This window comes from Guyparkeria sp. TX1, assembly GCF_046523965.1.
Taxonomy (GTDB): domain Bacteria; phylum Pseudomonadota; class Gammaproteobacteria; order Halothiobacillales; family Halothiobacillaceae; genus Guyparkeria.
The window spans coordinates 2,253,672-2,277,353 of record NZ_CP144142.1; the positions used below are offsets into that span (position 1 = coordinate 2,253,672).

The following is a 23,682-nucleotide window of genomic DNA, read 5'->3' on the forward strand; positions in this document are numbered from 1 at the left end:
ACGCCGCGATCAGGGGGCGCAGCAGGTTTGTCGAGGCACCCATTAATGGCCGCCGAGTTGCAACTGATTCATCAGGTTCGCCGCCAGTCGGCCACCATAGGCGCGTTGCAGGTTCTCCTCGCTGAAGGCTTCGGCGACCGGCCCTTCGGCGACCTTGTGCACGTTGATCATCATGACGTGATCGAAGTAGTCGCGCACCGTGGAAAGATCGTGGTGAACGGCCACCACCGTGCGCCCCTCGCTGCGCAGCCCCTTGAGCACGTCGATGATGGCCCGCTCGGTAGCCGCATCCACTCCGGCGAACGGCTCATCGAGCAGGTAGAGATCCGCGCCCTGCGCCAAGGCCCGGGCAAGAAAGACCCGTTGCTGCTGCCCGCCGGAAAGCTGACCGATCTGCCGCTCGGCAAAATCACGCATGCCGACGCGCTCGAGGCAATCGGAGGCCCGCTGTCGGTGGCTCTCGCGCACCGGCCGCAACAGACCCAGTTCACGTGAGAGCCCCATAAGGACAACATCGATCACGCGCGTGGGGAAATCCCAGTCGACCGACGCCCGTTGCGGGACATAGGCGATGCGGGGGCGGCTTTTCGCCAACGGCTGACCGAACACCGACACCACCCCCGACAACCGCGGCACGATGCCGAGCACGGCCTTGAGGGTGGTCGACTTGCCGGCGCCGTTCGGGCCGATGATGGCGGTCATCGAACCCTCCTCGACGGTCATGTCGAGCGAGAACACGGCGGGCTTGTCGCCATAGGAGACCGTCAGGCCCCGCACCGCCAGCGGCTTGTCCGACACGGTATCGAGCGGATCACCGATCGGAGATCGTCCCATCGCGGTTTGCAGCGCCCGGATCACGGTGCAGCCTCCGTCAGGCGGCCCTGCATGCCACCGGCGGGTGCCTCGCCACCGAGGGCACGGACGATGGTGGTGATGTTGTGGTCGATCATGCCGATGTACGTCCCCTCGTAACGACCCGCCGGACCCATGGCATCGGAGTAGAGTGTGCCGGCGATGCGCACCTCGTGCCCGCGTGAGGCCGCTCCCTCCACGAGGGCGCGGATATTGCGTTCCGAAACCGAGCTCTCCACGAACACCGCCGCAATCTCGCGCTCGACCAGCAGGTCGACCAGGTCGCGAATGCGGCGCAGCCCGGCCTCGGATTCGGTCGATATGCCCTGGATACCGATCACCTCGAAGTCGTGGGCGCGACCAAAATAGGCAAAGGCGTCGTGCGCGGTCAGCAGCACGCGCGACTCGACCGGCACGCTCGACGTGACCTCGGTGGCCCACTGGCCCAACCGCTTGATTCGCTCGATGTAATCGGTCGCCCGCTCGCGGAAAGTCGCTTCAAGATCGGGGCGCGCCTCGATCATGGCATCACGCACCGTGGCAACCACATCGGCCCAGAGTGCCGGGTCCATCCAGACGTGCGGATCGCGCTTGTCGTCATAATCCTCGTGACCGAGCAACCGGTCCCGATCGAGCTCCTCGGCCACGGCGACCACGGTCTGACGCTTGATCAGTCGCTGCAGGAATTCCTCCATCTGCGCCTCAAGGTACAGGCCATGCCAGAGAACCAAGTCGGCGCGTGTCATGGCGACGATGTCACTGCGGGTCTGACGATAGCTGTGCGGGTCGATGCCCGGGCCCATCAGGCCGTCCACCTGCACCTGGTCGCCGCCGATTTCACGTACCGCATCGGCGATCATCCCGGTGGTCGCCACCACCGACAGCCGCTGGTCTGCACCACTCGCCGAGGGGGGCATCAGCAGCAAGGCGAGCGCCGCCCCGAGGGCCAGCACCGCCGTGAGCATGCGTTGCATGGCCACTTCTCGGCATGTCGTCCGCCAAGCCAACGGCCGAACCGCTGCCCCCTCGTCTACCCGCATGAAGTCGCCCCCGCCAAAGTTAGTCAAGACTAACTTTCAACTTTATCCGCTCGGCCCGCGCGCCGTCAATCCGGACGGTTGCACCATCACGGGGCAAGGGCGGTAGAATCCGCGCGTCTCTTCCACCCGCCACTGGTTGCAGGTAACAGCCGCATGACACGAGAGTCCCCAGTCAGGCGCGCCCTGACGCAAATGCAGAACTTCATCGGCCCCGGCACGACACGAATCGGTTGGCGTGAAGTGGTGATTGCCGGGATCGCCGCGCTGGTGGGAATCTGGGCGGTCTACGCCCTCACCAGTTGGGTCGCCGGTCCGTGGGCAGCCGTCCTGATGGTCGGCTCGATGGGCGCGGCGGCGGTGCTGCTGTTCGCCGTCCCGCACGGGGCGCTGTCCCAGCCTTGGCCGGTGTTCGGCGGCCAGATCGTCTCCGCGATGGTCGGGGTCAGTGCCGCCATTTGGATCCCCGACCCGGCTCTGGCCGCCGGTGTCGCTGTAGGGGGGGCGATCGCGGCCATGCAGCTTCTGCGCTGCGTACACCCGCCCGGTGGGGCAACCGCCCTGATCGCCGTGATCGGCGGCGCGCCGGTACATGAGCTGGGGTATCTCTACCTGGCCGTGCCGGTGCTGGCCAACACCGCGATCCTGTTTCTGATCGCCGTGATCGCGAATTACCCGTTCCCGTGGCGGCGCTACCCGATCGGCCTGGCCCGGTGGGACGAGCCCCCGGCTCCGCCGCTGACTTCCAAGCACCTGCAGGCCGCGGTGCGTGATCTCAATGTCGTGGTCGACATCACGCCGGCCGAGCTGGATGCCATTGCCCGCAGCGCGATTGCGCACGCCACGCAGGACACTTCGCCATTGCAGGTTCCGATTGGCGAGCGCTACGTGCATGCCGAAGCGGGGGAATCCGTGACGATTCACAAGCGTTTCGAGGGCGATGAAGCCTCACAGGGCCGCGGACGGATCACGCTCAACGTGGTGCGGCGTGAGAATGAAGCCGATCCCGAGACGCGCGACACGTCGACCGACTGAGCTCGACCAATGGAAGCAAGGAGGATGGGCCTGGGAAGACCGGGCTGAGCCGACCCTACTTGACCGGCTCGCGCACCCGCAGCGCGGCCCGACCGTTCTCGGTGGAGAGTCGGTTGGTGATGTGGCAGAACAGTTCGGCGGTCTTCTGCGCGTCGTACAGCGCGCCGTGGGCGCGACTATTATCCCAGTCGAAGCCCGCGGCGGTGCAGGCCTTGGCCAGCACGGTCTCACCGATGGCCACGGCAGCGGCCGTGACCGTGTCGAGGGTGGAGAACGGGTGGAAGGGGTTGCGCTTGTAGCCGGTGCGTTCGCAGGCGGCCTTGACCACCGCCAGGTCGAACGGCGCGTTGTGACCGACGAGGATCGCACGACGCGCGTTGAGCGCTTTCACCTGCCGACGGATCGGGCGGAAGAATGCATCCAGCGCGGCTCGCTCTTCCACCGCTTCACGTTCCGGATCCGAGGGATCGATGCCGTGGATCTTGATCGAGACGGGGTCGACCACCGTCAAGGCGCTGGGATGCACCGAGACGGCAATCTCCTCGGTGGGATAGAGTCGGCCGTGCTCGTCGACATCCAGCAGCACGGCCGCCAGTTCCAGCAGGGCGTGCCCCTGCGGGTCCAATCCACCGGTCTCGACGTCGACGACCACCGGCACGAAGCCACGAAAGCGGCGCGCGATGGTCCAGTCGGGCTGTTCGGTGGAAGCCTCGCTCATCGGGTGCTCAATCCAGCCCCAGCCGACCACGCCAGGACGTGACAGTGTTGTGCATCAGCATGGCGATGGTCATCGGCCCCACCCCGCCAGGCACCGGCGTGATGAATCCAGCCCGCTCGGCGGCCGCCTCGAAGTCGACATCCCCATGCAGCGTGCCGTCCTCACGACGATGAATGCCGACATCGATCACGATCGCTCCGTCCTTGATCCACTCGCCCTTGACCAACCCCGGCTTGCCGGCGGCAACCACCACCAGGTCGGCACGGCGCACGTGCGCGGCCAGGTCCTGGGTGAATCGATGACAGACAGTCACGGTCGCCCCGCCGAGCAGCAATTCGAGGGCCATCGGGCGGCCGACGATGTTCGAGGCACCCACCACCACGGCCTCCATGCCGTGCAGGTCGCGACCGGTCTCCTCGAGCAGGCGCATCACCCCGTAGGGCGTGCAGGGGCGCAGACCGGGCTGGCGGATGGCAAGCCGGCCGATGTTGGTAGGGTGAAAGCCGTCGACGTCCTTGTCCGGGTCGATGCGGTTGATGATCGAGTCGGCGCTCAGATGCTCGGGCAGCGGCAGTTGCACCAGGATGCCGTCGATGCGCTCGTCGGCATTGAGCTCATCGACCAGCGCATCGAGTTCGCCCTGGCTGATCGTCTCGTCCAGATCGTGCGAGAACGAGGCAATGCCGAGCTTGGCGCAAGCCTTGCGCTTGTTGGCGACGTAGACCGAGGAGGCCGGATCACCGCCCACCTGCACCACCGCCAGACCGGGCGGGCGGTGGCCATTCTCGGTGAAGGCGGCGATCGTCTCGGCAAGCCCGGCGCGCACGGTGGCGCCGACGGCTCGCCCGTCGAGGATTCTTGCAGTCATGGGACGTGTCACGTGCGGGGAAAGGCGCGATTGTCGCATGCGCCCCAGACCGACTCAACGGCCGCCTCAACCAGGCCGCTCACCAAGCCACTCACCTAGCTGACTCGATCGCGCCCGACGCCGCCACCCTACTCGGCCGTCGCCGGCAGGTAGCGCATGGGTGAAGGGGCCGGTCGGCCGATCAGAAAACCCTGTGCATAGTCGATGCCGAGTGCGCGCACCTGCTCGAGCACCTCTTCGCTTTCGACGAACTCGGCGACCGTGTGGATCTTGAGCTCGCGCGAGAGCTCGGCGATCAGGCGCACGAAGGCGCGGTCGCGCGAGTCCTCCAGCAGATTGAGCACGAAGTCGCCCTCGATCTTGAGAAAATCGATCGGGAAGTGCTTGAGGTAGTGGAACGAAGAGAAGCCCGAGCCGAAGTCGTCGATCGCGAACTTGAAGCCCTCCAGCCGCAGTTCCTGGACGAATTTCTCCAGCAGCTGGATATTCTTGACCGTGTCGCGCTCGGTCAGCTCGAAGACGATGCGCGACTTTTCCACACCGGCCTCCTCCACGATCTTGCGGACGGTCGGGATGAACTCGGAGAGCACCAGTGCCCGCGGCGAAAGGTTGATGAACACCATGCCGTCAAAGCCGCTGGCACTGACCTCGGCTAGCGCCTTCTCGATCATGATGTAATCGATGCGATCGATCACGCCCATCTTCTCGGCGATCTCGATGAACTCCGAGGCCCCCATGATCGTCTCGCCCAGATCGATGCGCGAGAGCACCTCGACCGCCTCGATGCGATCCGGCTCGGTGGCGAGGATAGGCTGGAAGTACGGCACGATGCGCTTTTCCTCGACCGCACGCAGGATGGTCAGCCCCTTCTCGCTGATCGAGCGGAACACGTCCATGACGTCCTCCTCGCTCGGCACCGCCACCCGCGCCTTACCCTCGGCCTTGGCCTTGGCCTTGTACATCATGTTGTCGGCGAACAGGAACAGGTCCTTGGGCTCACGCGCGTGATCCGGGTAGACCGCGATGCCGATGGACACCGAGGCCGACACCGGCTCGCCATCCGGCGCGAACAACACGATGCCGTCCGTCTCGGCGAGCACACGGTTCGCCGTCACGCAGGCCTTTTCCAGGTCGGTTTCCGGCAGCACCACCACGAACTCGTCACCACCGTAGCGGGCAAAGATGTCGCCACGCTTGAGGCCCTTGCTGATGGCGTCGGCGAAGGCCTTGAGGAAGGAGTCGCCGAAGGCGTGGCCGTAGCTGTCGTTGACCAGCTTGAAGTTGTCCAGATCGATCAGGAGCAACGCGAAGCGCTGGTCGTGGCGCTGGGCTCGGTCGATCTCGTAGCCGATCAGCTCCCAGAAGACGCGCTGGTTATAGAGGTTGGTGAGCGGGTCACGGGTCGCGTAGTACTCGAGATCCCGCGTGTACTTGAAGATCGCCTTTACCGAGCCGACCACGTTCAGCAACGTCGAGAGCACGCTCTCAATTACCAGCAGACGCGTTTCGTCGTTGACCGTCTCGGCCTGCACGCCGATGCCAACGATGCCGCCGATCTTGGGCGAGTCCACCAGCAGGGATTTCACCTGCACCCGCACGTCAGATTCGTCGAGCTCGATCGGTGGACCATCGTGATCGGCGACGTGGTGGTTGATATGCACCAGCGTCGCGTCGCTTAAGTTGGGGTGGTCGGCCATGTGTTCGCGCACCGCCCGCTCGAGCAGCTTGCGGCTATCCTCCGAGGGTGGCGACCGCCAGAACACGTCCAGGTCGAACAGCTCGTCGTCGACCTTGAAGATCGAGAACAGGGTGTAGGTCTCGATCACCTCGTTGATGTCGGTCATCAACCGGCAGATGTAGTCGTGCCAGTCGCGCACCACCTCCGAGGTGATGATGAACTTCTCCAGGAGCTTGATTTCGAACTCGAGCAGGTCGCGATCGACCGCCACCGAGCGAAACTTGCCCACCAGTTCCTCGAAGCTCCGGAACACGCGGTTGAGCTCATCGAAACCCAGATCGGTGTCGCCGAGCGAGAGATTGCGCAGGTCAGCGACGCGGTTCACCTTCGCGGCGTTCTCTTCGAGCAGCTCGACCGAGCGGGTAATGCGCCGGTTGACGAACACCGTGATCAGCCCGGCGCCGATGATCGGCAGGGGGGCGAGCAGGATCAGCCAAAAGAAAAAGTTGTCCCGCGCCTCGGCGATCGCGGCAGAGAAATCCTGCTCGACGTCGATCACGCCCAGCACGTCGCCCTCCTCGGCCGTCGCATGACAGGCCAGGCACTTGGCCTCGGCAGTAAGCGGGAAGGTGTAGCGCACCGAATGTTCCTCGACGTGCTCGAGGGTGCGCCCGGAATCGAAAACCGCCGCCACCGAGTCGTCGATCGAAGCCTGGTCGATCTGGCCGTACTGCTCGGCGACCACGGGGCCACGGTAGATCTCGAGATCGTAGCCGCTGCCGGCCAGCGCCTGGCGATTGGCCTCGACGAAGCCCTCAAGCTGCTCGCGGGTCCAGCCGGTGCTCATCAGCTGGTACATGGAGGCGAAGGTCGAGCGAGCCAGCAGATCTGAGTCCTTGAGCGCGCTCTGCTGCACGGACTGGTTGAAGATGCCAGAGACGATCAGGTAGGCCCCGCCGAAGAACAGCAGCGAGACGAGCAGGGACATCGCGAGGATGAACGACTTGATGGTGCGCATGCGAGACATTTCGCGATAACCGTGAACCAATCCGCTGCGCCTCCCTGGCTGGGACGAATGGGCGGATGGTATGCAGCTGGACCGATACACGCAACGCAGTGGCGCACTCAGTTAATGTAAGACTGATACACCAGTCGGGCCGATGTGGCGGCGTCGAGTGGCTTCAAATCGTGTTTTCGCTACCCTCGGCCAAGGATTCAGTCGGTGTTGCACTCGGGTCTTTGATCGGGGGTTTCACCGGGCGAAGCAGCATGTCGCGCGCCACGCGACCATCACGGGTACGTCGCATCGGCGGCAGGGCATCGAGGATGGTGCGGCCATAACCCTTGGACTGCAGGCGCGGATCGCACAAGACCATCACACCGGTATCGGCGGTGTCACGGATCAACCGGCCGACGCCCTGCTTAAGTGTGATGATCGCCTCCGGCAGTGCCATGTGCATGAACGGCACCAGCCCCTTGTCCTTCAGGCGTTGCTCGCGGGCGGCGCGCACGGGATCGCCGGGTGCAGCAAACGGAATGCGGTCAATCATCACCAGCGACAGCGCCTCGCCGCGCACGTCCACCCCTTCCCAGAAGCTCTGCGTGCCGAGCAGCACGCCGTTGCCGGCCTCGCGAAACGCCTCCAGCAAGGCCGACTTGGCCTGCGTGCCCTGCACGAACAGCGGCAATTCGGTCAGATGCTCGCCGAGCGTCTCGGCGGCAAGCTTCAATGCCCGGTGGGAGGTGAACAGCAGAAAGGCCCGCCCTCCGCTGGCCTTCAAGAGCGGATAGACCGCCCGCAATGACGCGAGCGTGTGCTCGCGCGCGCCGCCCGGCCCGACGGGTTCGGGCAGGTTCGGCGGCAGGTAGAGCACGGCCTGGTTGGGGAAGTCGAACGGCGACTCAACCTGCTCGCAGCGGGCGTCATCGAGGTTCATGCGGCGGGTGAAGTGGCTGAAGTCCGAGCCGGCGGCAAGCGTCGCCGACGTCATGATCCAGGCTCGCGGCGCCGATTCGACATGCGATTTGAGCTGCCCGGCGGCGTTGACCGGCGTGGTGTGCAGGGTGAACGAGCGGGTGCGGCGTTCCACCCAGCGCACCGCGTGGCCTTGGGTCTCCGCCTTGCCCTCGCGGAAGGCGGTGAGTTCATCGCGCAGGCCCTGTGCCCGGCCAAGCAGTGCCTGCAACCCCTTGCCCCGCGGCGCGGCAATCTCCAGTTCCTTCACCAGCCCGTCGAGGGCGTCACCCAGGCGATCGAGTGCCTCGGTAACGCTTCCCTCGTCGGCCAGCTCCGCCCAGGGAAGGCGCTCGTTGTCGATGCGTGCCAGGGCCTCGAGCACCGGGTCCGTCGATGCCTTGAGCGTGTCGGCGGCCTCGGCAAGGCCCGGCTGGTCGCGTGCCTCGTGTTTCTGCTCGGCACGGGTATCGGCGGCCAGATCACGCAGCTGGCGCGATCCGATCGCCTCGCCGAAGAACATCGAGGCGATTTCCGGCACCTGGTGGGCCTCGTCGAGCACCACCACGTCGGTCTCGGGCAGCAGTTCGGCAAAACCGGTCTGGCGCAGGGCCAGATCGGCGCAGAACAGGTGGTGATTGATCACCACGATGTCGGCCTTCTGTGCCTTCTCCCGTGCCTTGACTACGAAGCACTCGTCGTACAGCGGGCATTCGCGACCCAGGCAATTGTCGTTGGTCGAGGTGACCAGTGGCCAGATCTCGTGATCGTCGCCGACGCCGGCGCAATCGGCGCGGTCGCCATCGATGGTGCGGGTCGCCCAGTCCCGGATGCGGGCAAGTGCCCGGGCATCATCGCGTCGCGGCAGGCGGGCCTGCTCGTCGGCCAGTTCGAGGCGATACTTGCACAGGTAGTTCGCCCGCCCCTTGAGCAGCGCCACCTTGGCCTTGACTCCCAGCAGGTCGCGCAGACGCGGCAGATCACGGTCGAACAGCTGATCCTGCAGGTGCTTGGTGCCGGTGGAAATCAGCGCGCGCTTGCCCGAAAGCAGCACCGGCGCGAGATAGCCGAAGGTCTTGCCCACACCGGTCCCCGCCTCAAGGACCAGCGTGTGCTGATCATTGATCGAATCGCGGATCAGCTCGGCCATCCGCCGCTGGCCCGCGCGGGGTTGATAGCCCTCGAAGGCCCCGGCCAGCCTCCCTTCGGGGCCGAAGACGTCATCGAGCCCCAGCTGACTCCGGCGGCTCGCCTCGGTCATGCCGCGCGGGCACCCTCGGCACGCTGGGCCGACTCGCTTCCGGCACGTTCTTCGGCCTCACGGGCACCGGCCTCGTCGCCCTGAGCACGGCGGGCCTTGGCCACCAGTTGCCAGGCGGCCGACAGGGTGCGGTTGTCCCGGGCGTGCTCGACGGCCCGCAGGGCCAATTGCTCGGCCTGCTCGGGCTGGTTCTGCGCCAGACGCAACTGGGCGAGATCCAGCCAAAGTCGTGCATTGCTGGGTTCGATCTGCACGGCCCGCTCCAGGGTCGATTGTGCCCCGGCCAAATCGCCCGATTCACGGCGCTGGTCGGCCTGCTCCACCAGGGCGAGCACAGCCGGCGAGGTAGCCGGTTCACTCGATTCCTCCTGGCGATCCGTAGGCAGCGCCTCTTCCTGGATATCCGGTGTGGACAGGGGGGTCGAACGCACCTCTGGCTCAGGCGCGGGCGCCGGTTCAGAGCGCGGCTCGGAAGAGCCCGGCGGCGGGGTCATCGGGGCACAGGCGGCCAGGAATAGCCCGGCTGAAACCACGGCCATGACGCGAAACGAGGGAAATGAGCGGATTAACGGGCGACTCATCGGTTTGCTGATGTCCATTGGGTGCTACCTGAATTGTCTTGGGGCTGCGCTCCATCGTAACCCGTCATGCCCTGTCCGGGGAGCCGACCAAGCCGACGAGCGGTCTCACGCCGGGTCAACGAAACCAGTCCCAGATCGTACTCGAGTCCTTGTCCTCGCGGCGTCCGCCTTCGCAATCGGCGGCCGATTCGGGCCGATGCGAGGTGATGAATGGCAGGGATTCGCCCGGGCAACGATCCGGGACGACAGACTCTCGCTCCGGATCGACGCGGGCAAAACGCACCCCGCGTGGCGGATGCATGTCGCGCGGCTGGTTGTCGAGCTCGGCAAAGGTCGCGCCCCACAGCGGCAGGGCCGCGCTCGACCCGGTCAGGTTGGACGGCCGGTCATCGTCACGCCCCACCCAGATCACGCCGACCCGATTGCCGGTAAAGCCGGCGAACCAGGCGTCGCGGCCATCGTTGGTGGTGCCGGTCTTGCCGGCCACGCCCACGGCCGGCGAGACCATCTGGTTCAGGCGCGTCGAGGTCCCCTCGGCCACCACCGTCTGCAGACCGTATTGCAGCAGGTAGAGCGGCTCGCGCTCGGCGGCCCGTCGCACGTCGAGCGAGTAACGCGACAACGGCTCGCCATCGCGGTCCACCACGGTGCGGATGGCACGCAGCGGCGTCATGAACCCATCGGCCGAGAGCGTCTGGTACATCTGCGCGACCTCGAAGGGTGTCATGCCCATCGAACCGAGCAGCATCGAGGGATAGAACGGTGACGGACGCGGTCCCCCGAGCTGCTCGATGGTCTCGGCGACCGACTCCAGCCCGACATCCATCCCCAGCCGCACGCTGGGCACGTTGCGCGAATGCGCCAGCGCCTCGATCAAGGGCGTCGGGCCATGGAATTCGCCGCTGTAGTTGTTGGGTTCCCAGTCTGCCGAGCCCTTCTGCTCCACCGTGATCGGCTCGTCCTCCAGCGAGGTGATCAGGTTGTACTCGGCCGGGCGCGACAAGGCCGTGAGATAGATCGCCGGCTTGATCAGCGAGCCGATCTGCCGACGGGCATCCAGCGCGCGATCGTAGCCCTCGTAATGGGTATCTCGCCCGCCGATCATCGCCTCGATCTCGCCGGTGCTCACCGAGGCGATCACGCCGGCGGTCTCCAGGGTGCCGGACTCGAGCCCACGACTGGCCTCGACCTCGTCGAGCCGGGCCGTGCTCTGCTCGAGCGCCTCCTGCACGCGCGGGCGCAGGGTGGTGAAGATATTCAGCCCACGTGTCTGAAGGTCTTCGGGATCGTATTGCTCGGTGAGCTGACGACGGACCAGGTCGACAAACGCCGGGTGGCGCGCGCGCGAGCCGGCCGTCTCGAGCACGCCCAGCGGCCGTCCCTGCCATTCGGCAGCGGTGGTCTGGTCGACCAGGCCCAGATCGATCATCACGTCGATGACCACATTGCGGCGAGCCAGCGCGCGCTCGGGATGACGTCGCGGGTTGTAGTAGTTGGCCCCCTTGGCCATCCCTACCAGCAAGGCGATCTGCTCGGGCTTGAGCTCGTTGATCGGTCGACCGAAGTAGAAGCTCGCGGCCAGGCCAAAGCCATGGATCGCCCGGCCGCCGTCCTGACCGAGGTAAACCTCGTTGAGATAGGCCTCGAGGATCTTGTCCTTGGGGTAGTGCCACTCCATCTCGAGCGCCATGATCATCTCGGCGAACTTGCGCCGGTAGGTCCGATCGTGGGTAAGAAAGAGGTTCTTGGCCAGCTGCTGAGTGATGGTGCTGCCGCCCTGCACCCGCTCTCCCGAGACCAGGTTGGTCAGGAAGGCCCGCAGAATAGCCGTCGGCACGACGCCGTGGTGTTCGTGGAAGGCACGATCCTCGACGGCCAGCAGGCTTTCAATCAACAAGGGCGCCTCGTCGCGCACCTCCTCGATGGCCAGTAGCACCCGGTCCTCGGCCCGATTGGGATAGAGCGTGCCGATCGAGCGGGGTTCGAGCCGGACGATGCCGAGTGACTCGCCATCCGGTCCGTCAAGTTCGGTCACCTGTCCGCCGACGATACGCACGTCGACATGGCGGGACGGCTGCGCGCCGTCAGGGAAATCGAACGCGCGTCGGTGGAACGACACCTGGTTGCCGCGGCGACGGAAGGTACCCGTCTCCTCGAGCGAATCGACAGCGACATAATTCAGGCGTTCCAGCGCGGCGGTCAGGCTGTCGATGTCCATCGACTGACCGACGTAGATTTCGTCCGGCGCGGCATAGACGGTCGCCGGCATGGTGAACAGCGCCCCCTCGAAGCGTTCGGTCACCCGCTCATTGAGATACCACGCCCAGGCACCCAGCAGGGGCAGGCCGATGGCCGCCGCAATCAGCAGACCCCGCATCACCCAGCCGAACAGCCGTGCCCGCCAGCCGCGCCGAGACGCCCCGCTACCGCGTGATGCGCCCTGACGCGCCCCTTGACGTCGCGACGGAGCGGACTTGCCGCTCGCCGCACGGCGTGTGCGTCCGCTACGCCCCTTGCCGGCCGTGGCCGCCCCCTTGGTTTTTGTGTTGCCGCTGCCCTTGCTGGATGCCACGTTCAACCCACGCTGTTACACTTTTGAAAATGAATCCGACCGCAATGTGGCGCGGTCGGGCCGCCAGTCTATCAGGCCCGAAGGTGAGGCGAACGGCCGCTACCCGGCGCGTCACCACTCGTCCACCACCCGGTCCATATCCCCGATTCGACCTAAACCAGGAGCGCCCATGGCCGAGCACCCGCAAGAGCGATTGATCGAACGGTTCAAGGAGAACCTCGCCGAGAGCGACTCCTCCCTCGAGCACCTGCAGACCCATATCTCGCACGTGTTCCTGACCGGCCCCTGGGCCTACAAGATCAAGAAGCCGATGAACTTCGGTTTCCTCGACTTCTCCAGCCTCGACCGCCGCCGCCACTTCTGCGAGGAGGAGCTACGGCTCAATGCCCGCCTAGCCCCCGAGCTCTACGATTCGGTACTGGGCCTGGATGCCGACGGCAAGCTGATCGAGGCCGATGACGGTGCCGAGGAATTCGTCATCCGCATGCGGCGTTTCGACCAGGCTGACCGACTCGATCACGTCGCCAGGCGCATCGGCCTGGACGAGGCCCTGGTCGAGCAGATCGCCGACCAGATCGCCGCCTTCCATGCCAAGGCCGAGGTGGCGGCCGCCGAAACGCATTTCGGCGAGCCGGACACCGTCTGGGCGCCCATGCAGCAGAACCTCGAACAGATTGCGCCCTTGCTGGAAACCGATGCCGATCGCGAGCGGCTGGCCGAGATGGAGCGCCTGTCGCGCACGGCCTTCGAGGCCATCCGCCCCACCCTCGAGAAGCGCAAGCGCGAGGGGCACATCCGCGAATGCCACGGCGACATGCATCTGGCCAACATGGCTCTGCAAGACGGAGCTGTGACCATCTTCGACGGCATCGAGTTCAACGATGATTTCCGTTGGACCGACACGGCCAACGATCTGGCCTTTGCGCTGATGGACCTGCACAAGCGCAAGCTGATCGGCCCGGCACGCCAACTGCTCAACCGGTATCTGGAGATTAGCGGGGACTACGAAGCACTGCCGACCCTGCGCTTTTACCAGGGTTACCGCGCCGCGGTGCGCGCCAAGATCGCCCTGCTCGGGCTGCGCGACGGCATGCCCGACGAGGAACGCGACGCGGCCTGGGCCGATTTCCGCGACTACACCGATCTCGCCAATGCGTTCTTCACCCCGGCCCAAGGCGAGCTATTCATCACCATGGGCGTGAGCGGCAGCGGCAAGTCGCTGGCCAGCCGCGAACTGGTGCTCGCCCGGGGCGCGATCCGGGTGCGGTCGGATGCCGAGCGCCAGCGGATGTTCACCGATCCGGCCGAGCGCTACACCGAGATGGCGAGCGACAGCACCTACAATCGACTGGCGGAGATCGCCCGGCTGGGGGCGCGGAGCGGTTGGCCGATGGCCATCGACGCGACCTTCCTCGAGCGCGCCCGGCGCCAGCAGTTCGAGACACTGGCCGACGAAATCGGCGTGCGCTACACGATCCTGTTCATCGAGTGCGACAACGAGCAGTTGCTCGACTACCTGCGCGAGCGCCAGGCACACGGCGGCGATATCTCGGAGGCCGACGAGCAGGTGCTGCAGCAGCAATTGCAGAAACTCGAGTCACTTGGCCCCGACGAGGCCCGGCACTGCGTGCGCCTCAAGTGCGATACGCCCTTCGGGCCGCAGATCGCTGAACGGTTGGGGTGATCGGCGGCAGGATCGCCCCCCATTCGGCGAACCTCAGCTGACATCGGGGTGGCGTTTGAGATTTCGCGGCTAAAGCCGCTCCTACGGGCTATCGAAACCCTTGTAGGAGCGGCTTTAGCCGCGAATCGCGTCGGTTGGCACGTCGGCCACCGCGCCTAGACCGCCCTAGTCACTCCACTGGCTCGACCTTCGCCCCCTTGCGGATGGCATCCACGGCCAGCCGGTACATGTCCATGTCCAGCGGATACTCGTCGCCGCCCTCCAGCAACTCGGCCAACTTCCCCTCGGAACGCGCCGTGCCCAGGTAGCGCCAGTGGCGAAACAGGTGGTGCTCTTCCCTGCCGTCGCGTGCCTCACGAATCGCGACCGCGCCGGGATACGGCCAGGCCTCGAGTGCCAACGGCCCAAGCGCCTGCTTGAGGCGCAACCGGTGGGCAATCTCGGACTCCCGCCCGGCGCACAGGCCACCGCACTGCCCGATCTGGTGGGCAAAGCAGGCACGTCGGGCACCCTGCTCCAATCCGAGGTATTGCGGGCAGAGGCGGTGCTCCTTGGCCAGTTCCCTGAGGCGCTCGCTGGCCTTCATCCGCGAACGGAACACCCCGTGGGCACGCCCCAGCTCCGACGGGGCCAGCTCATCGATCCGCACCAGCGCCGGTGGCTCGGCCGACTCGTCGTCCCAGTACCAGGCGAGCAGGCCGCGCTGCGCACGCAGGCGTCGATTGAAGATTGGCTGTTCACGCTTGACCAGTCGGGCCTCGGTGAGCAGCGCCCCGATCTCGCCGGCCGTCTCGATCCAGTCGATGTGGTGGGTCTGCTGGGCGATGCGCATTTCCCGATCATTGCGGTGATCGTCGGCGAAGTGCGAGCGCACCCTTGAACGCAGGTTGACGCTCTTGCCCACATAGAGCAGCGCCCCCTCCTCGCCGAAAAAGCGGTAGACACCCGGGACGGCAGGCACCTCGTCGAGTCGGGTGGGGTTGAGATTGGGCGGGGTGCTTGCCCGCTTGTGCTGCGGGTCGAGCGCGTCGAGCACGACCTCGAGGCCGTCGCGTTCGACAAAACGGGATAGCAAGGCCGGCAGGGCCTGACAATCGCCCATCGCCCGATGGCGATCGCCCACGGGCAGCGCGTGGCGGGCAATCAGGCTGTCGAGGTTGTGGCGGCGCTCGCCGCGATCGAGCCGTCGCGAGAGTTTGACCGTGCACAGTTCCCGCAGCATGACCACCTGGCCGGCCTCACGGAAGGCATTGCGCAGAAAGCCGGCATCGAAACGGGCGTTGTGGGCGACCAGCAGGCGGCCGTCGAACAGATCGCGCACCTTCCCCGCCAGACGGGCGAATACCGGCGCGCCCGCCACCATGTCATCGCTGATGCCAGTCAGGCGGGTGATGGTCGGTGGAATCGCCACGCCGGGATCGAGCAGGGTCTGGAATGGCTCGCCCACCACGCCGTTGTCGACGGGGATGATCGCCACCTCGGTGATCCGGTCACGCGTCGGCCGCGTGCCGGTGGTCTCGACGTCGACAAAGGCCAGACGATCGAAAGGCGCTGGCAATAACGCCAGCGCCTCGATGCATTCGCCAGGCTGTAAGAGGTTCGTCACCGTCAGGCGTCGAGCGTCTCCACGCGCATGCGAACGACCGGGGCCCGGACGGTATCCAGCGCCTCGATCTCGGCGAGCGCATCGTCCATGTCCTTTTCGCGCACCTGGTGGGTCAGCATGACGATCGGCAGCGTGCGCTCGTCCTCGGTCATCTCCTTCTGCATCATCGCCTCGATGGAGATCTCGTGGTCGGCGAGGATCTGGGCGATCTTGGCGAGCACGCCGCGCTTGTCCTCGACGGCAAAGCGCAGGTAGTAGGCCGTGGCAATCGAGTCCATCGGCACGACCGGCATGTCGCTGATCTGGTCCGGCACCACGGCCAGATGCGGCACGCGGTGCGTCGGGTCCGCGGTGAGGGTACGCACCACGTCGACGAGATCCGCGACCACCGCCGAGGCGGTCGGCTCGGCCCCGGCGCCGGCGCCGTAGTACATGGTCGGACCGACCGAGTCGCCCCAGACCAGCACGGCGTTCTGCACGCCGTCGACGTTCGCCAGCAGGCGACGCTCGGGGATCAGGGTCGGGTGGACGCGCAGCTCGACACCGTCGTCGCGCTGGCGCGCGATGCCCAGGTGCTTGACCTGGTAGCCGAACTCGCCGGCGTAGCGCACGTCATCGGTCTCGATGCCGGAGATGCCTTCGGTGTAGACCTCGTCGAACTTGAGCGGCATGCCGAAGGCGATCGCCGCGAGGATGGTCAGCTTGTGGGCCGCGTCGATCCCCTCGACGTCGAAGGTGGGGTCGGCCTCGGCGTAGCCCAGGTACTGGGCCTCGGCGAGCACCTCGGCGAACGCCCGGCCCTCGTCACGCATCGCGGTGAGAATGTAGTTGCCGGTGCCGTTGATGATGCCGGCCAGCCACTCGATGCGGTTGCCCGCCAGGCCCTCGCGGATCGCCTTGATGATCGGGATGCCACCCGCGACGGCGGCCTCGAAGGCCACCATGGTGTGGTGCTTCTGCGCCAGCTCGAACAGCTCCATGCCCTCATGGGCGATCAGCGCCTTGTTGGCGGTGACCACCGGCTTGCCCAGCTCGAGCGCACGGCGCATCAGGTCGCCGGCGGGCTTCATGCCGCCGATCAGCTCGACCACCACGTCGACCTCGGGGTTCTCGACCACTTCCATCGGGTCGGTCGTCAGCAGGATGCCCTCGAGTGGGCAGATGCGCGGGGCGTCGAGGTTACGCGCCGAGGCGTGCACCACCTCGATGCGACGGCCGGCGCGGCGGGCGATCTCCTCGGCGTTGCGGGTCAGCACATTGACCACGCCGCCGCCGACGGTGCCCAGGCCCAACAGGCCGATGCGCACCGGCGGCAATTCCTCGTGTTGATTCGTCTGCATGTCGCTCATTGTCCTCCCTCCGACGGCACGGGCACTCCGTGGGCACGGAACATCGCCTTGATGCCACGGATGGCCTGCCGGGTGCGGTGTTCGTTCTCGATCAGGGAGAAACGCACGTGATCATCGCCGTAGTCGCCGAAGCCGATGCCCGGCGAGACGGCCACCTTGGCTTCCGCCAGCAGCAGCTTGGTAAATTCCAGTGACCCCATATGGGCGAAGGCCTCGGGGATCTTCGCCCAGACGAACATGGTCGCCTTGGGCGGCTCGACCGGCCAGCCGGCCGCGTTCAGTCCCTCACAGAGCACGTCGCGGCGACGCCGGTACATGTCGCAGATCTCGTGCACGCAGGTCTGGTCGCCCTCGAGCGCGAGGATCGAGGCCACCTGAATGGGCGTGAAGGTGCCGTAATCGAAGTACGACTTGATCCGCGCCAGCGCGTTGACCAGCGTCGGGTTGCCCACCATGAAGCCCACGCGCCAGCCCGGCATGTTGTAGCTCTTCGACAGGGTGAAGAACTCGACCGCCACGTCCTTGGCGCCCGGCACCTGCATGATCGAGGGCGCCTTGTAGCCATCGAAGACGATGTCGGCGTAGGCGAGGTCATGCACCACCCAGATTCCCGCCTCGCGGCAGATCTCGACCACCTTCTCGAAGAACTCCAGGTCCACGCACTGCGTGGTCGGGTTCGCCGGGAAGTTGAGGATCAGCATCTTGGGCTTGGGCCAGGTCTCCTTGATCGCCCGGGTGAGCTCCTCGAAGAAATCCACCTCCGGCGTCAGGCGCACGTGGCGGATGTCGGCATCCGCGATCACCGAACCGTAGGGGTGGATCGGATAGGCCGGATTGGGCACCAGCACGGTATCCCCGGCCGACATGGTCGCCATCGCCAGGTGGCCGAGGCCCTCCTTGGAGCCGATGGTGACGATTGCCTCGGACTCGGGATCGATATCGACGTCGTAGCGCGAGCGATACCAGTTGGCGATCGCCCGGCGCAGGCGCGGAATCCCCTTGGATTGCGAGTAGCGATGCGTATCACCACGACGGGTGGCCTCGACCATCTTCTCGACGATATGCGGCGGTGTCGGCTGGTCGGGATTGCCCATGCCGAAATCGACGATGTCCTCGCCGGCGGCACGCGCCTTCGCCTTGAGCTCACCAATGATATTGAAGACGTAGGGCGGCAGTCGCTTGATGCGGGCGAAATGTTCGTTCACTTGGATTCTGATGCGTCTTGGAAAGGTGGACAAAACGACGCCGGATCGGCGGAAGGGCCGGGCGCAGGCAAAGGGTACAAACAGTAAGGAGCGGGGCCCATCCTGTCAATCCGCGTGGTCCTTCGAAACGCCCCGACGAGAGGACGAATCCGGTCCGCGGTCAGCGCCCCTCGACCGATCGCGCATCAACAGGCAGGAGGGGATAGAAAATTCGCTTATTGGCATATATCGACAGGCTGATCTAGCTTCGACGCCGACGATAATACCCACACAAACCCAATGGTTTTGGTCAGGTTTAGCCGGATACCCCGAACACGATCCGCGGGATCGGGGCCGGCCGACTTGACCGACACAACCCAGCACGGAGCGCAAGAATCACCATGAAGGTCAATCTTCCGGTCACGCAGCACAACGTCGACTACCCCGCGGACATGCAGTTGATCTCGACCACCGATCTTGGGTAACTCTGCACGAATCCGATGATGCTCTGCGCGTCTTGAGCCGGGCAGATGCAAGGCGTTCGTCCGCCGCGGAAGAGTCGTTCTCTTTCCAAGGACGACAACGCGGCAGATGCCCGGCACAAGGCGCGCCCTACGGGGCTTGGCGAGCCGCCCGTGCTCGGCGTTGCGCCATCTTGACGTGGCCGCCAGCACGTCGGCGACGACGCGCCTTGATCACGGGCGGCTCGCCAAGCCAGAGCGCCATCGGATTCGTGCAGAGTTACCCTTTGGGCAGATCACCTACGTCAACCAGGACTTCATCAAGGTCAGCGGCTTTTCCTGGGACGAATTGATCGGCCGCCCGCACAACCTCATCCGCCACCCGGACATGCCGCCAGCCGCCTTCAAGGACCTCTGGCAGACCATCAAGGCCGGTGGCGTCTGGCATCAACTGGTCAAGAACCGCTGCAAGAACGGCGATCACTACTGGGTGGATGCCTACGTCACCCCGGTCTACGCCGGCGACGAGATCGTCGGCTACCAGTCGATTCGCACCAAGCCCGGCAAGGAGGCGATCGCCAAGGCCGAGGGCCTGTATCGATGGATGAACGAGAAAAAGGTCGAGCAGTTGCCGTCGAAAAAGCGACTCGCCGACCTGAGCCTGGCGCAAGTCTCGCTCACGGGCCTGGCCGCACTGGGCTTGATCCAGTTGCTGGAAATCATCGATCCGAGCTGGCTTGCCGCGCGCGGCGGGCTTGGCCTGGAATGGTTTGGCATTCTGCTGACCGTGGCGTTGGCGTGGCTGCTCTGGCGAGCGGTATTCCGGCCGCTCGAGCAAACCGGCGAGGTACTGCGCCGGATGGCCGGCGGCAAACTCCGCCAGCCCATTCACGTCAGCGGCGAGAACGAGATCGGCCAGATCAACCAGTCCGCCAAGCTATTGCAGGCTCGCCTGAGCACGGTGTTCGGCCAGTTCACCGAGTCGGCGCTGTCGCTCACCGCTTCGGCCGACCAACTCTCTGCCACCGGCGCGCAGACCTCGCAACGCATGGACCAACAAACCCGCGAGGTCGAACAGGTCGCCACGGCCATGAACGAGATGGCGCAAACGGTCGAGGAAGTCGCCCACAGCGCCGCGCGCACCGCGGAGACCGTCGAGCGCGCCGATCGCGAGGCCCACGGTGGCAAGGAGCAGGTGCGGCGCACCCACGCGGCCGTCGGGGAACTCTCCGGCCAGTTCGAACGCACGGCCGGGTCGATCGAATCCCTGCGGGCCCATGGTGACCGGATCGACAGCATCATCCAGGTGATTGGCGGCATTGCCGATCAAACCAACCTGCTCGCCCTCAATGCGGCCATCGAGGCCGCACGGGCCGGGGAACACGGCCGCGGCTTTGCCGTCGTTGCCGAGGAGGTCCGGTCGCTCGCCAGCAAGACACAGGACTCGGCCGGAGAAATCCGCGACATGATCGAGACCCTGCGCCACGGGATTCAGTCGGCGGTGGAAAGCGTCGAGCAGGGACGCGGCCGGATGGACGACGTCGAGCAACAGGCAGACGCCACCGACCGCGCGCTCGACTCGATCACCGAGGCGGTCGACGAGATCAACCTAATGAGCACCCAGATCGCCACTGCCACGGAAGAACAGAGCGCGGTCGCCGAGGAGATGAGCCGCAACATCACCTCGATTTCCGGCGAGACCGAGGAAACCACCGAGAACAGCCGCGATGTCGCCAAACTAGGCCAGTCGCTCTCGACGATGGCAACCGAGCTGCAAACCCTGCTGGCCCAGTTCAATACGGACAACCGACAGGGCGCCAGCGATTGATGCCAAACGCGACCCGGCATGTCCCGGGCTCGGCACCCCGTCCTTACCTTCCGCACCCAAGGCATCCGAGCCCACGCATGCTATCTTTCGCGGAATTCACCTGAATTCACCCGGTCACGGATGACCCGCCCCGCGGGAAGTCCGTCACCACGAGGGACTTCCCAATGAGCCAACCGTCGTCCTCCCGCCAATCCGCCGAGACCGGGCTCGCCCGTTTCGGCGACCCGCTGGTCCTGATCCTGACCATCGGCTTCGTGATTGCCTTCATCGGCCTGTCCCTGTGGGACATGGACCGGGTAGCCGACGGCATCGGCTCCGGCTTTGCCTGGACCGCCCGGGTACTGGGCTCCTATTTCCAGATATTCCTGCTGCTGACCTTCTTTATCGGCATCGGGGTGGCCCTGTCGCCGGCCGCCAAGGCCCGGGTCGGTGATCTGGAAACGCCCGAGATGAGCACGTTCAAGTGGCTCTCGATCATCATGTGCACCTTGCTGGCCGGTGGCGGCGTGTTCTTCGCGGCCGGCGAACCCGTGTACCACTTTCTGGTCACCCCGCCAGCCTTCGACACCGAGGCCGGGACGAGTGAGGCGGTCGCCGGTGCCCTGGCGCAATCGTTCATGCACTGGGGCTTTCTCGCCTGGGCGGTGCTGGGTTCCCTGACGGCCGTGGTGCTCGCCTACGCGCACTACATCAAGGGCCAGCCGTTGCGGCCACGCACACTGCTCTACCCGGTCTTCGGCGAGCGCATCATGCGCGGCTGGTTCGGCGGCGTGGTCGATTCGTTCTGCGTGATTGCGGTGGTCGCCGGCACGGTCGGACCGATCGGCTTTCTCGCCACGCAATTGAGCTTCGGGCTGTCCGAGCTGTTCGGTCTGCCGGAAACCTTCGCCACCCAGTTGGGCATCCTCGCCTTTTTGGGCCTGATCTACATCTCCTCGGCCGTCACCGGCGTGCATCGCGGCATCCAGTTGCTCAGCCGTTTCAACGTGCTGCTCGCAATCGCGATCGGCGCGGTTATCTTCGTCTTCGGCCCGACCCTGTTCCTGGCCAACGCCTACGTGCAGGGCATGGGCACCTACGTCTCGTCGTTCTTCACCATGGCCACCATGACCGCCGAAACCGCGCCGGGCTGGTGGATGCAATGGTGGACGGTGTTCTTCTTCGCCTGGTTCATCGGCTATGCGCCGCTGATGGCGGTGTTCGTCGCGCGGATCTCGCGCGGGCGCACGATCCGCCAGATGATCCTCGCGGTCGCCGTGATGGCGCCTATCGCGACCACCATCTGGTTCACGCTGCTGGGCGGCTCGGGCATCTACTACCAGCTCAACGACGTCTTCGACCTGACCGAACCGCTGAACAACTTTCAGTTCGACGTGGCGACACTCACCGTCGCCCAGGCCCTGCCGGGAGGCACCTGGATGGCCGCGGCGATCATGCTGCTCACGCTGATCTTCGTCGCCACCACCGGCGATTCCATGAGCTACTCCATCGCCATGGTCGGCTCGGGTCACGATGCGCCCCACCCGCTGATCCGCGCCTTCTGGGGCGGCGTGATGGCCGTGATGGCCGCCATGCTCCTCTACATGGGCTCCGGCCAGATCAGCGTCCTGCAACAGTTCATCGTCATCACCGCCATTCCGGTGTCGCTGATCCTGCTGCCCTCCCTCTGGACCGGGCCAAAGACGGCCTATGCCATGGCCCGCGCGCAGGGGCTGCTCCGAGAGGACTGAACCGGCGTTGGGCAATCGGCCTGCCTATACTCCCTGCCATTGCCTTTGGGAATCTCAGCAGGAGCCAATGATCATGAAAACCAGAACCACCAAGATGCGGTTGCCGACCACCGTGCTGCCCGCGACGATGCTGGCCGCCGGACTGCTCTTCCAGACGCCTGCCCTGGCCGACAACCACGGCGGCACCTGGGAGCCCAGCGGCAAGGACATCGGCTACCAGGTCGACGGTGAGTCCTTCGAGGGTTACCTGTCGTCGGCCGACGGCGAGTCGCGCGGCACGGTGCTGGTCATCCACGACTGGGACGGCATCGACGATTACGAGCGCCAGCGCGCCGACATGATCGCGGCGATGGGCTTCGATGCCTTTGCCGTCGACCTGTACGGCGAGGGCAACCGGCCGCAGGAAACCGGCGCCAAGAAGGCCGAGACCGAGCGCCTGTACAAGGATCGCGAGCGCATGCAGTCGCTCACGCGCGCCGGCCTCGAATTTGCTCGCGAGCAGGGCGTGGCCGAGGAAACCGTCGTGATGGGATACTGCTTCGGCGGCGCGGTGGTGCTGGAAGCCGCTCGCAACGGGCTGGTCGACCAGGCAGCGGGCTTCGCCACCTTCCACGGCGGGCTGGGCACGCCCGAGGGACAGAGCTGGCCGGATCCCGGCGCGCCGATCCTGGTCGCCCACGGGGCAGCAGACTCGATGATCTCGATGGACGATGTCGCCACGCTGTCAGGCGAACTCGAGGACGCAGGGGCGACCTACACCATTGAGGTCTACTCCGGTGCCCCGCATGCCTTCACGGTGTTCGGCACCGGGGCCTACCAGGAACGTGCCGACAAACAATCCTGGACGGCATTCACCGAGTTGCTCGACCAGGCCTTCTGAGCCCGACCCCGGCTGCAACGAGAAAGGCCCGACATGGTGTCGGGCCTTTTCTGTATCCGGTCGCGCAGCACTACGGGTCAGGTCCGTTGCCACCACGCGGTCCGCGACTTGAGCTTCTCGATGTGCTGGCGAACGGCCCGGGAGGCCGCCGTCTCGATCACCGCTTCGCGCTGGAGCCTCGGCACCCCCTGGGCGTGATCCCAAACCTTCATCTGCGCGGCCAGGGCCGATTTCAACGGCTCGATCTCGACCCGGTTCTCCTCGAGCCAGTCGAGTGCGAACTTGATGGCATCACTGGTCAGTATCTCGCGATTGGTCATGGGGCAGGTCAACTCGTCTGGTCGGGTGAGTGAATGGATCCTGTCGGGCTCGTTGGTGGCCCCGGCGGCAAAACGGTTCGCATC

At 65.7% G+C, this 23,682-nt stretch carries 17 protein-coding genes; 5 read left to right on the forward strand and 12 right to left on the reverse strand.

Annotation, left to right across the window (positions count from 1 at the left end):
* Positions 1–42: 42 nt before the first annotated feature.
* Both VWP12_RS10385 and VWP12_RS10390 read right to left on the reverse strand, forming a co-directional pair.
* A complete protein-coding gene (locus VWP12_RS10385; RefSeq protein WP_410474059.1) occupies positions 43–858 on the reverse strand; it encodes a metal ABC transporter ATP-binding protein in 816 nt (271 codons plus the stop codon).
* On the reverse strand, positions 855–1,826 hold the full coding sequence (locus tag VWP12_RS10390; protein ID WP_410474061.1) for a metal ABC transporter solute-binding protein, Zn/Mn family: 972 nt from the start codon (positions 1,824–1,826) through the stop codon (positions 855–857). The genes VWP12_RS10385 and VWP12_RS10390 overlap by 4 nt, the downstream gene beginning before the upstream one ends.
* A gap of 219 nt (positions 1,827–2,045) precedes the next feature.
* On the opposite strand from VWP12_RS10390, the gene VWP12_RS10395 reads away from it, so the two are divergent.
* Complete coding sequence (locus VWP12_RS10395; RefSeq protein ID WP_410474062.1) at positions 2,046–2,924, forward strand: HPP family protein; 879 nt, start codon at positions 2,046–2,048, stop codon at positions 2,922–2,924.
* A 55-nt stretch (positions 2,925–2,979) separates the two neighbouring features.
* On the opposite strand, the gene rnt is transcribed toward VWP12_RS10395, so the two are convergent.
* The 6 genes from rnt to mrcB form a co-directional block, all read right to left on the reverse strand.
* Positions 2,980–3,642, reverse strand: a complete 663-nt coding sequence (gene rnt, locus VWP12_RS10400; RefSeq protein ID WP_125197872.1) for a ribonuclease T — start codon at positions 3,640–3,642, stop codon at positions 2,980–2,982.
* A gap of 7 nt (positions 3,643–3,649) precedes the next feature.
* Positions 3,650–4,510, reverse strand: a complete 861-nt coding sequence (folD, locus tag VWP12_RS10405) for a bifunctional methylenetetrahydrofolate dehydrogenase/methenyltetrahydrofolate cyclohydrolase FolD (RefSeq protein WP_125197871.1) — start codon at positions 4,508–4,510, stop codon at positions 3,650–3,652.
* 128 nt (positions 4,511–4,638) lie between these two features.
* Positions 4,639–7,215 carry a putative bifunctional diguanylate cyclase/phosphodiesterase gene (locus tag VWP12_RS10410; RefSeq protein WP_410474063.1) on the reverse strand — a complete coding sequence of 859 codons (2,577 nt, stop codon included), beginning with the start codon at positions 7,213–7,215 and terminating at the stop codon, positions 4,639–4,641.
* Positions 7,216–7,369: 154 nt separating this feature from the next.
* Positions 7,370–9,403 (reverse strand): ATP-dependent DNA helicase, encoded by a 2,034-nt coding sequence (locus VWP12_RS10415; RefSeq protein WP_410474064.1) that lies wholly within the window; start codon positions 9,401–9,403, stop codon positions 7,370–7,372.
* On the reverse strand, positions 9,400–9,834 hold the full coding sequence (locus VWP12_RS10420; protein ID WP_410474065.1) for a tetratricopeptide repeat protein: 435 nt from the start codon (positions 9,832–9,834) through the stop codon (positions 9,400–9,402). The genes VWP12_RS10415 and VWP12_RS10420 overlap by 4 nt, the downstream gene beginning before the upstream one ends.
* A 265-nt stretch (positions 9,835–10,099) precedes the next feature.
* A complete protein-coding gene (gene mrcB / locus VWP12_RS10425; protein ID WP_410474066.1) occupies positions 10,100–12,556 on the reverse strand; it encodes a penicillin-binding protein 1B in 2,457 nt (818 codons plus the stop codon).
* A gap of 169 nt (positions 12,557–12,725) precedes the next feature.
* Between mrcB and VWP12_RS10430 the strand changes: the two genes are divergently transcribed.
* Complete coding sequence (locus tag VWP12_RS10430; protein WP_410474067.1) at positions 12,726–14,240, forward strand: bifunctional aminoglycoside phosphotransferase/ATP-binding protein; 1,515 nt, start codon at positions 12,726–12,728, stop codon at positions 14,238–14,240.
* Positions 14,241–14,409: 169 nt separating this feature from the next.
* Here VWP12_RS10430 and VWP12_RS10435 read toward each other — a convergent pair whose 3' ends face one another.
* Genes VWP12_RS10435 through alaC form a run of 3 tightly spaced genes read right to left on the reverse strand, consistent with a single transcriptional unit; the run spans position 14,410 to position 18,400 of the window.
* Positions 14,410–15,846 (reverse strand): exonuclease domain-containing protein, encoded by a 1,437-nt coding sequence (locus VWP12_RS10435; RefSeq protein ID WP_410474068.1) that lies wholly within the window; start codon positions 15,844–15,846, stop codon positions 14,410–14,412.
* A gap of 2 nt (positions 15,847–15,848) precedes the next feature.
* A complete protein-coding gene (locus VWP12_RS10440; protein WP_410474970.1) occupies positions 15,849–17,162 on the reverse strand; it encodes a homoserine dehydrogenase in 1,314 nt (437 codons plus the stop codon).
* Between the two features lie 29 nt (positions 17,163–17,191).
* Complete coding sequence (gene alaC, locus VWP12_RS10445) at positions 17,192–18,400, reverse strand: alanine transaminase (RefSeq protein ID WP_125197864.1); 1,209 nt, start codon at positions 18,398–18,400, stop codon at positions 17,192–17,194.
* A 624-nt stretch (positions 18,401–19,024) separates the two neighbouring features.
* Here alaC and VWP12_RS10450 point away from each other — a divergent pair.
* The 3 genes from VWP12_RS10450 to VWP12_RS10460 all read left to right on the forward strand — a co-directional run bounded on the left by VWP12_RS10450 (position 19,025) and on the right by VWP12_RS10460 (position 23,278).
* Entirely contained in the window at positions 19,025–20,668 is a 1,644-nt protein-coding gene (locus VWP12_RS10450) for a PAS domain-containing methyl-accepting chemotaxis protein (RefSeq protein ID WP_410474069.1), read from the forward strand.
* A gap of 164 nt (positions 20,669–20,832) precedes the next feature.
* The gene (locus VWP12_RS10455) at positions 20,833–22,398 is read left to right on the forward strand and encodes a BCCT family transporter (protein WP_410474070.1); all 1,566 of its coding nucleotides are present in this window, start codon (positions 20,833–20,835) and stop codon (positions 22,396–22,398) included.
* Positions 22,399–22,471: 73 nt separating this feature from the next.
* Positions 22,472–23,278, forward strand: coding sequence for a dienelactone hydrolase family protein (locus VWP12_RS10460; protein ID WP_410474071.1), 807 nt, complete (start codon positions 22,472–22,474; stop codon positions 23,276–23,278).
* A 77-nt stretch (positions 23,279–23,355) separates the two neighbouring features.
* Here VWP12_RS10460 and VWP12_RS10465 read toward each other — a convergent pair whose 3' ends face one another.
* On the reverse strand, positions 23,356–23,598 hold the full coding sequence (locus VWP12_RS10465) for a hypothetical protein (protein ID WP_410474072.1): 243 nt from the start codon (positions 23,596–23,598) through the stop codon (positions 23,356–23,358).
* Positions 23,599–23,682 lie beyond the last annotated feature (84 nt).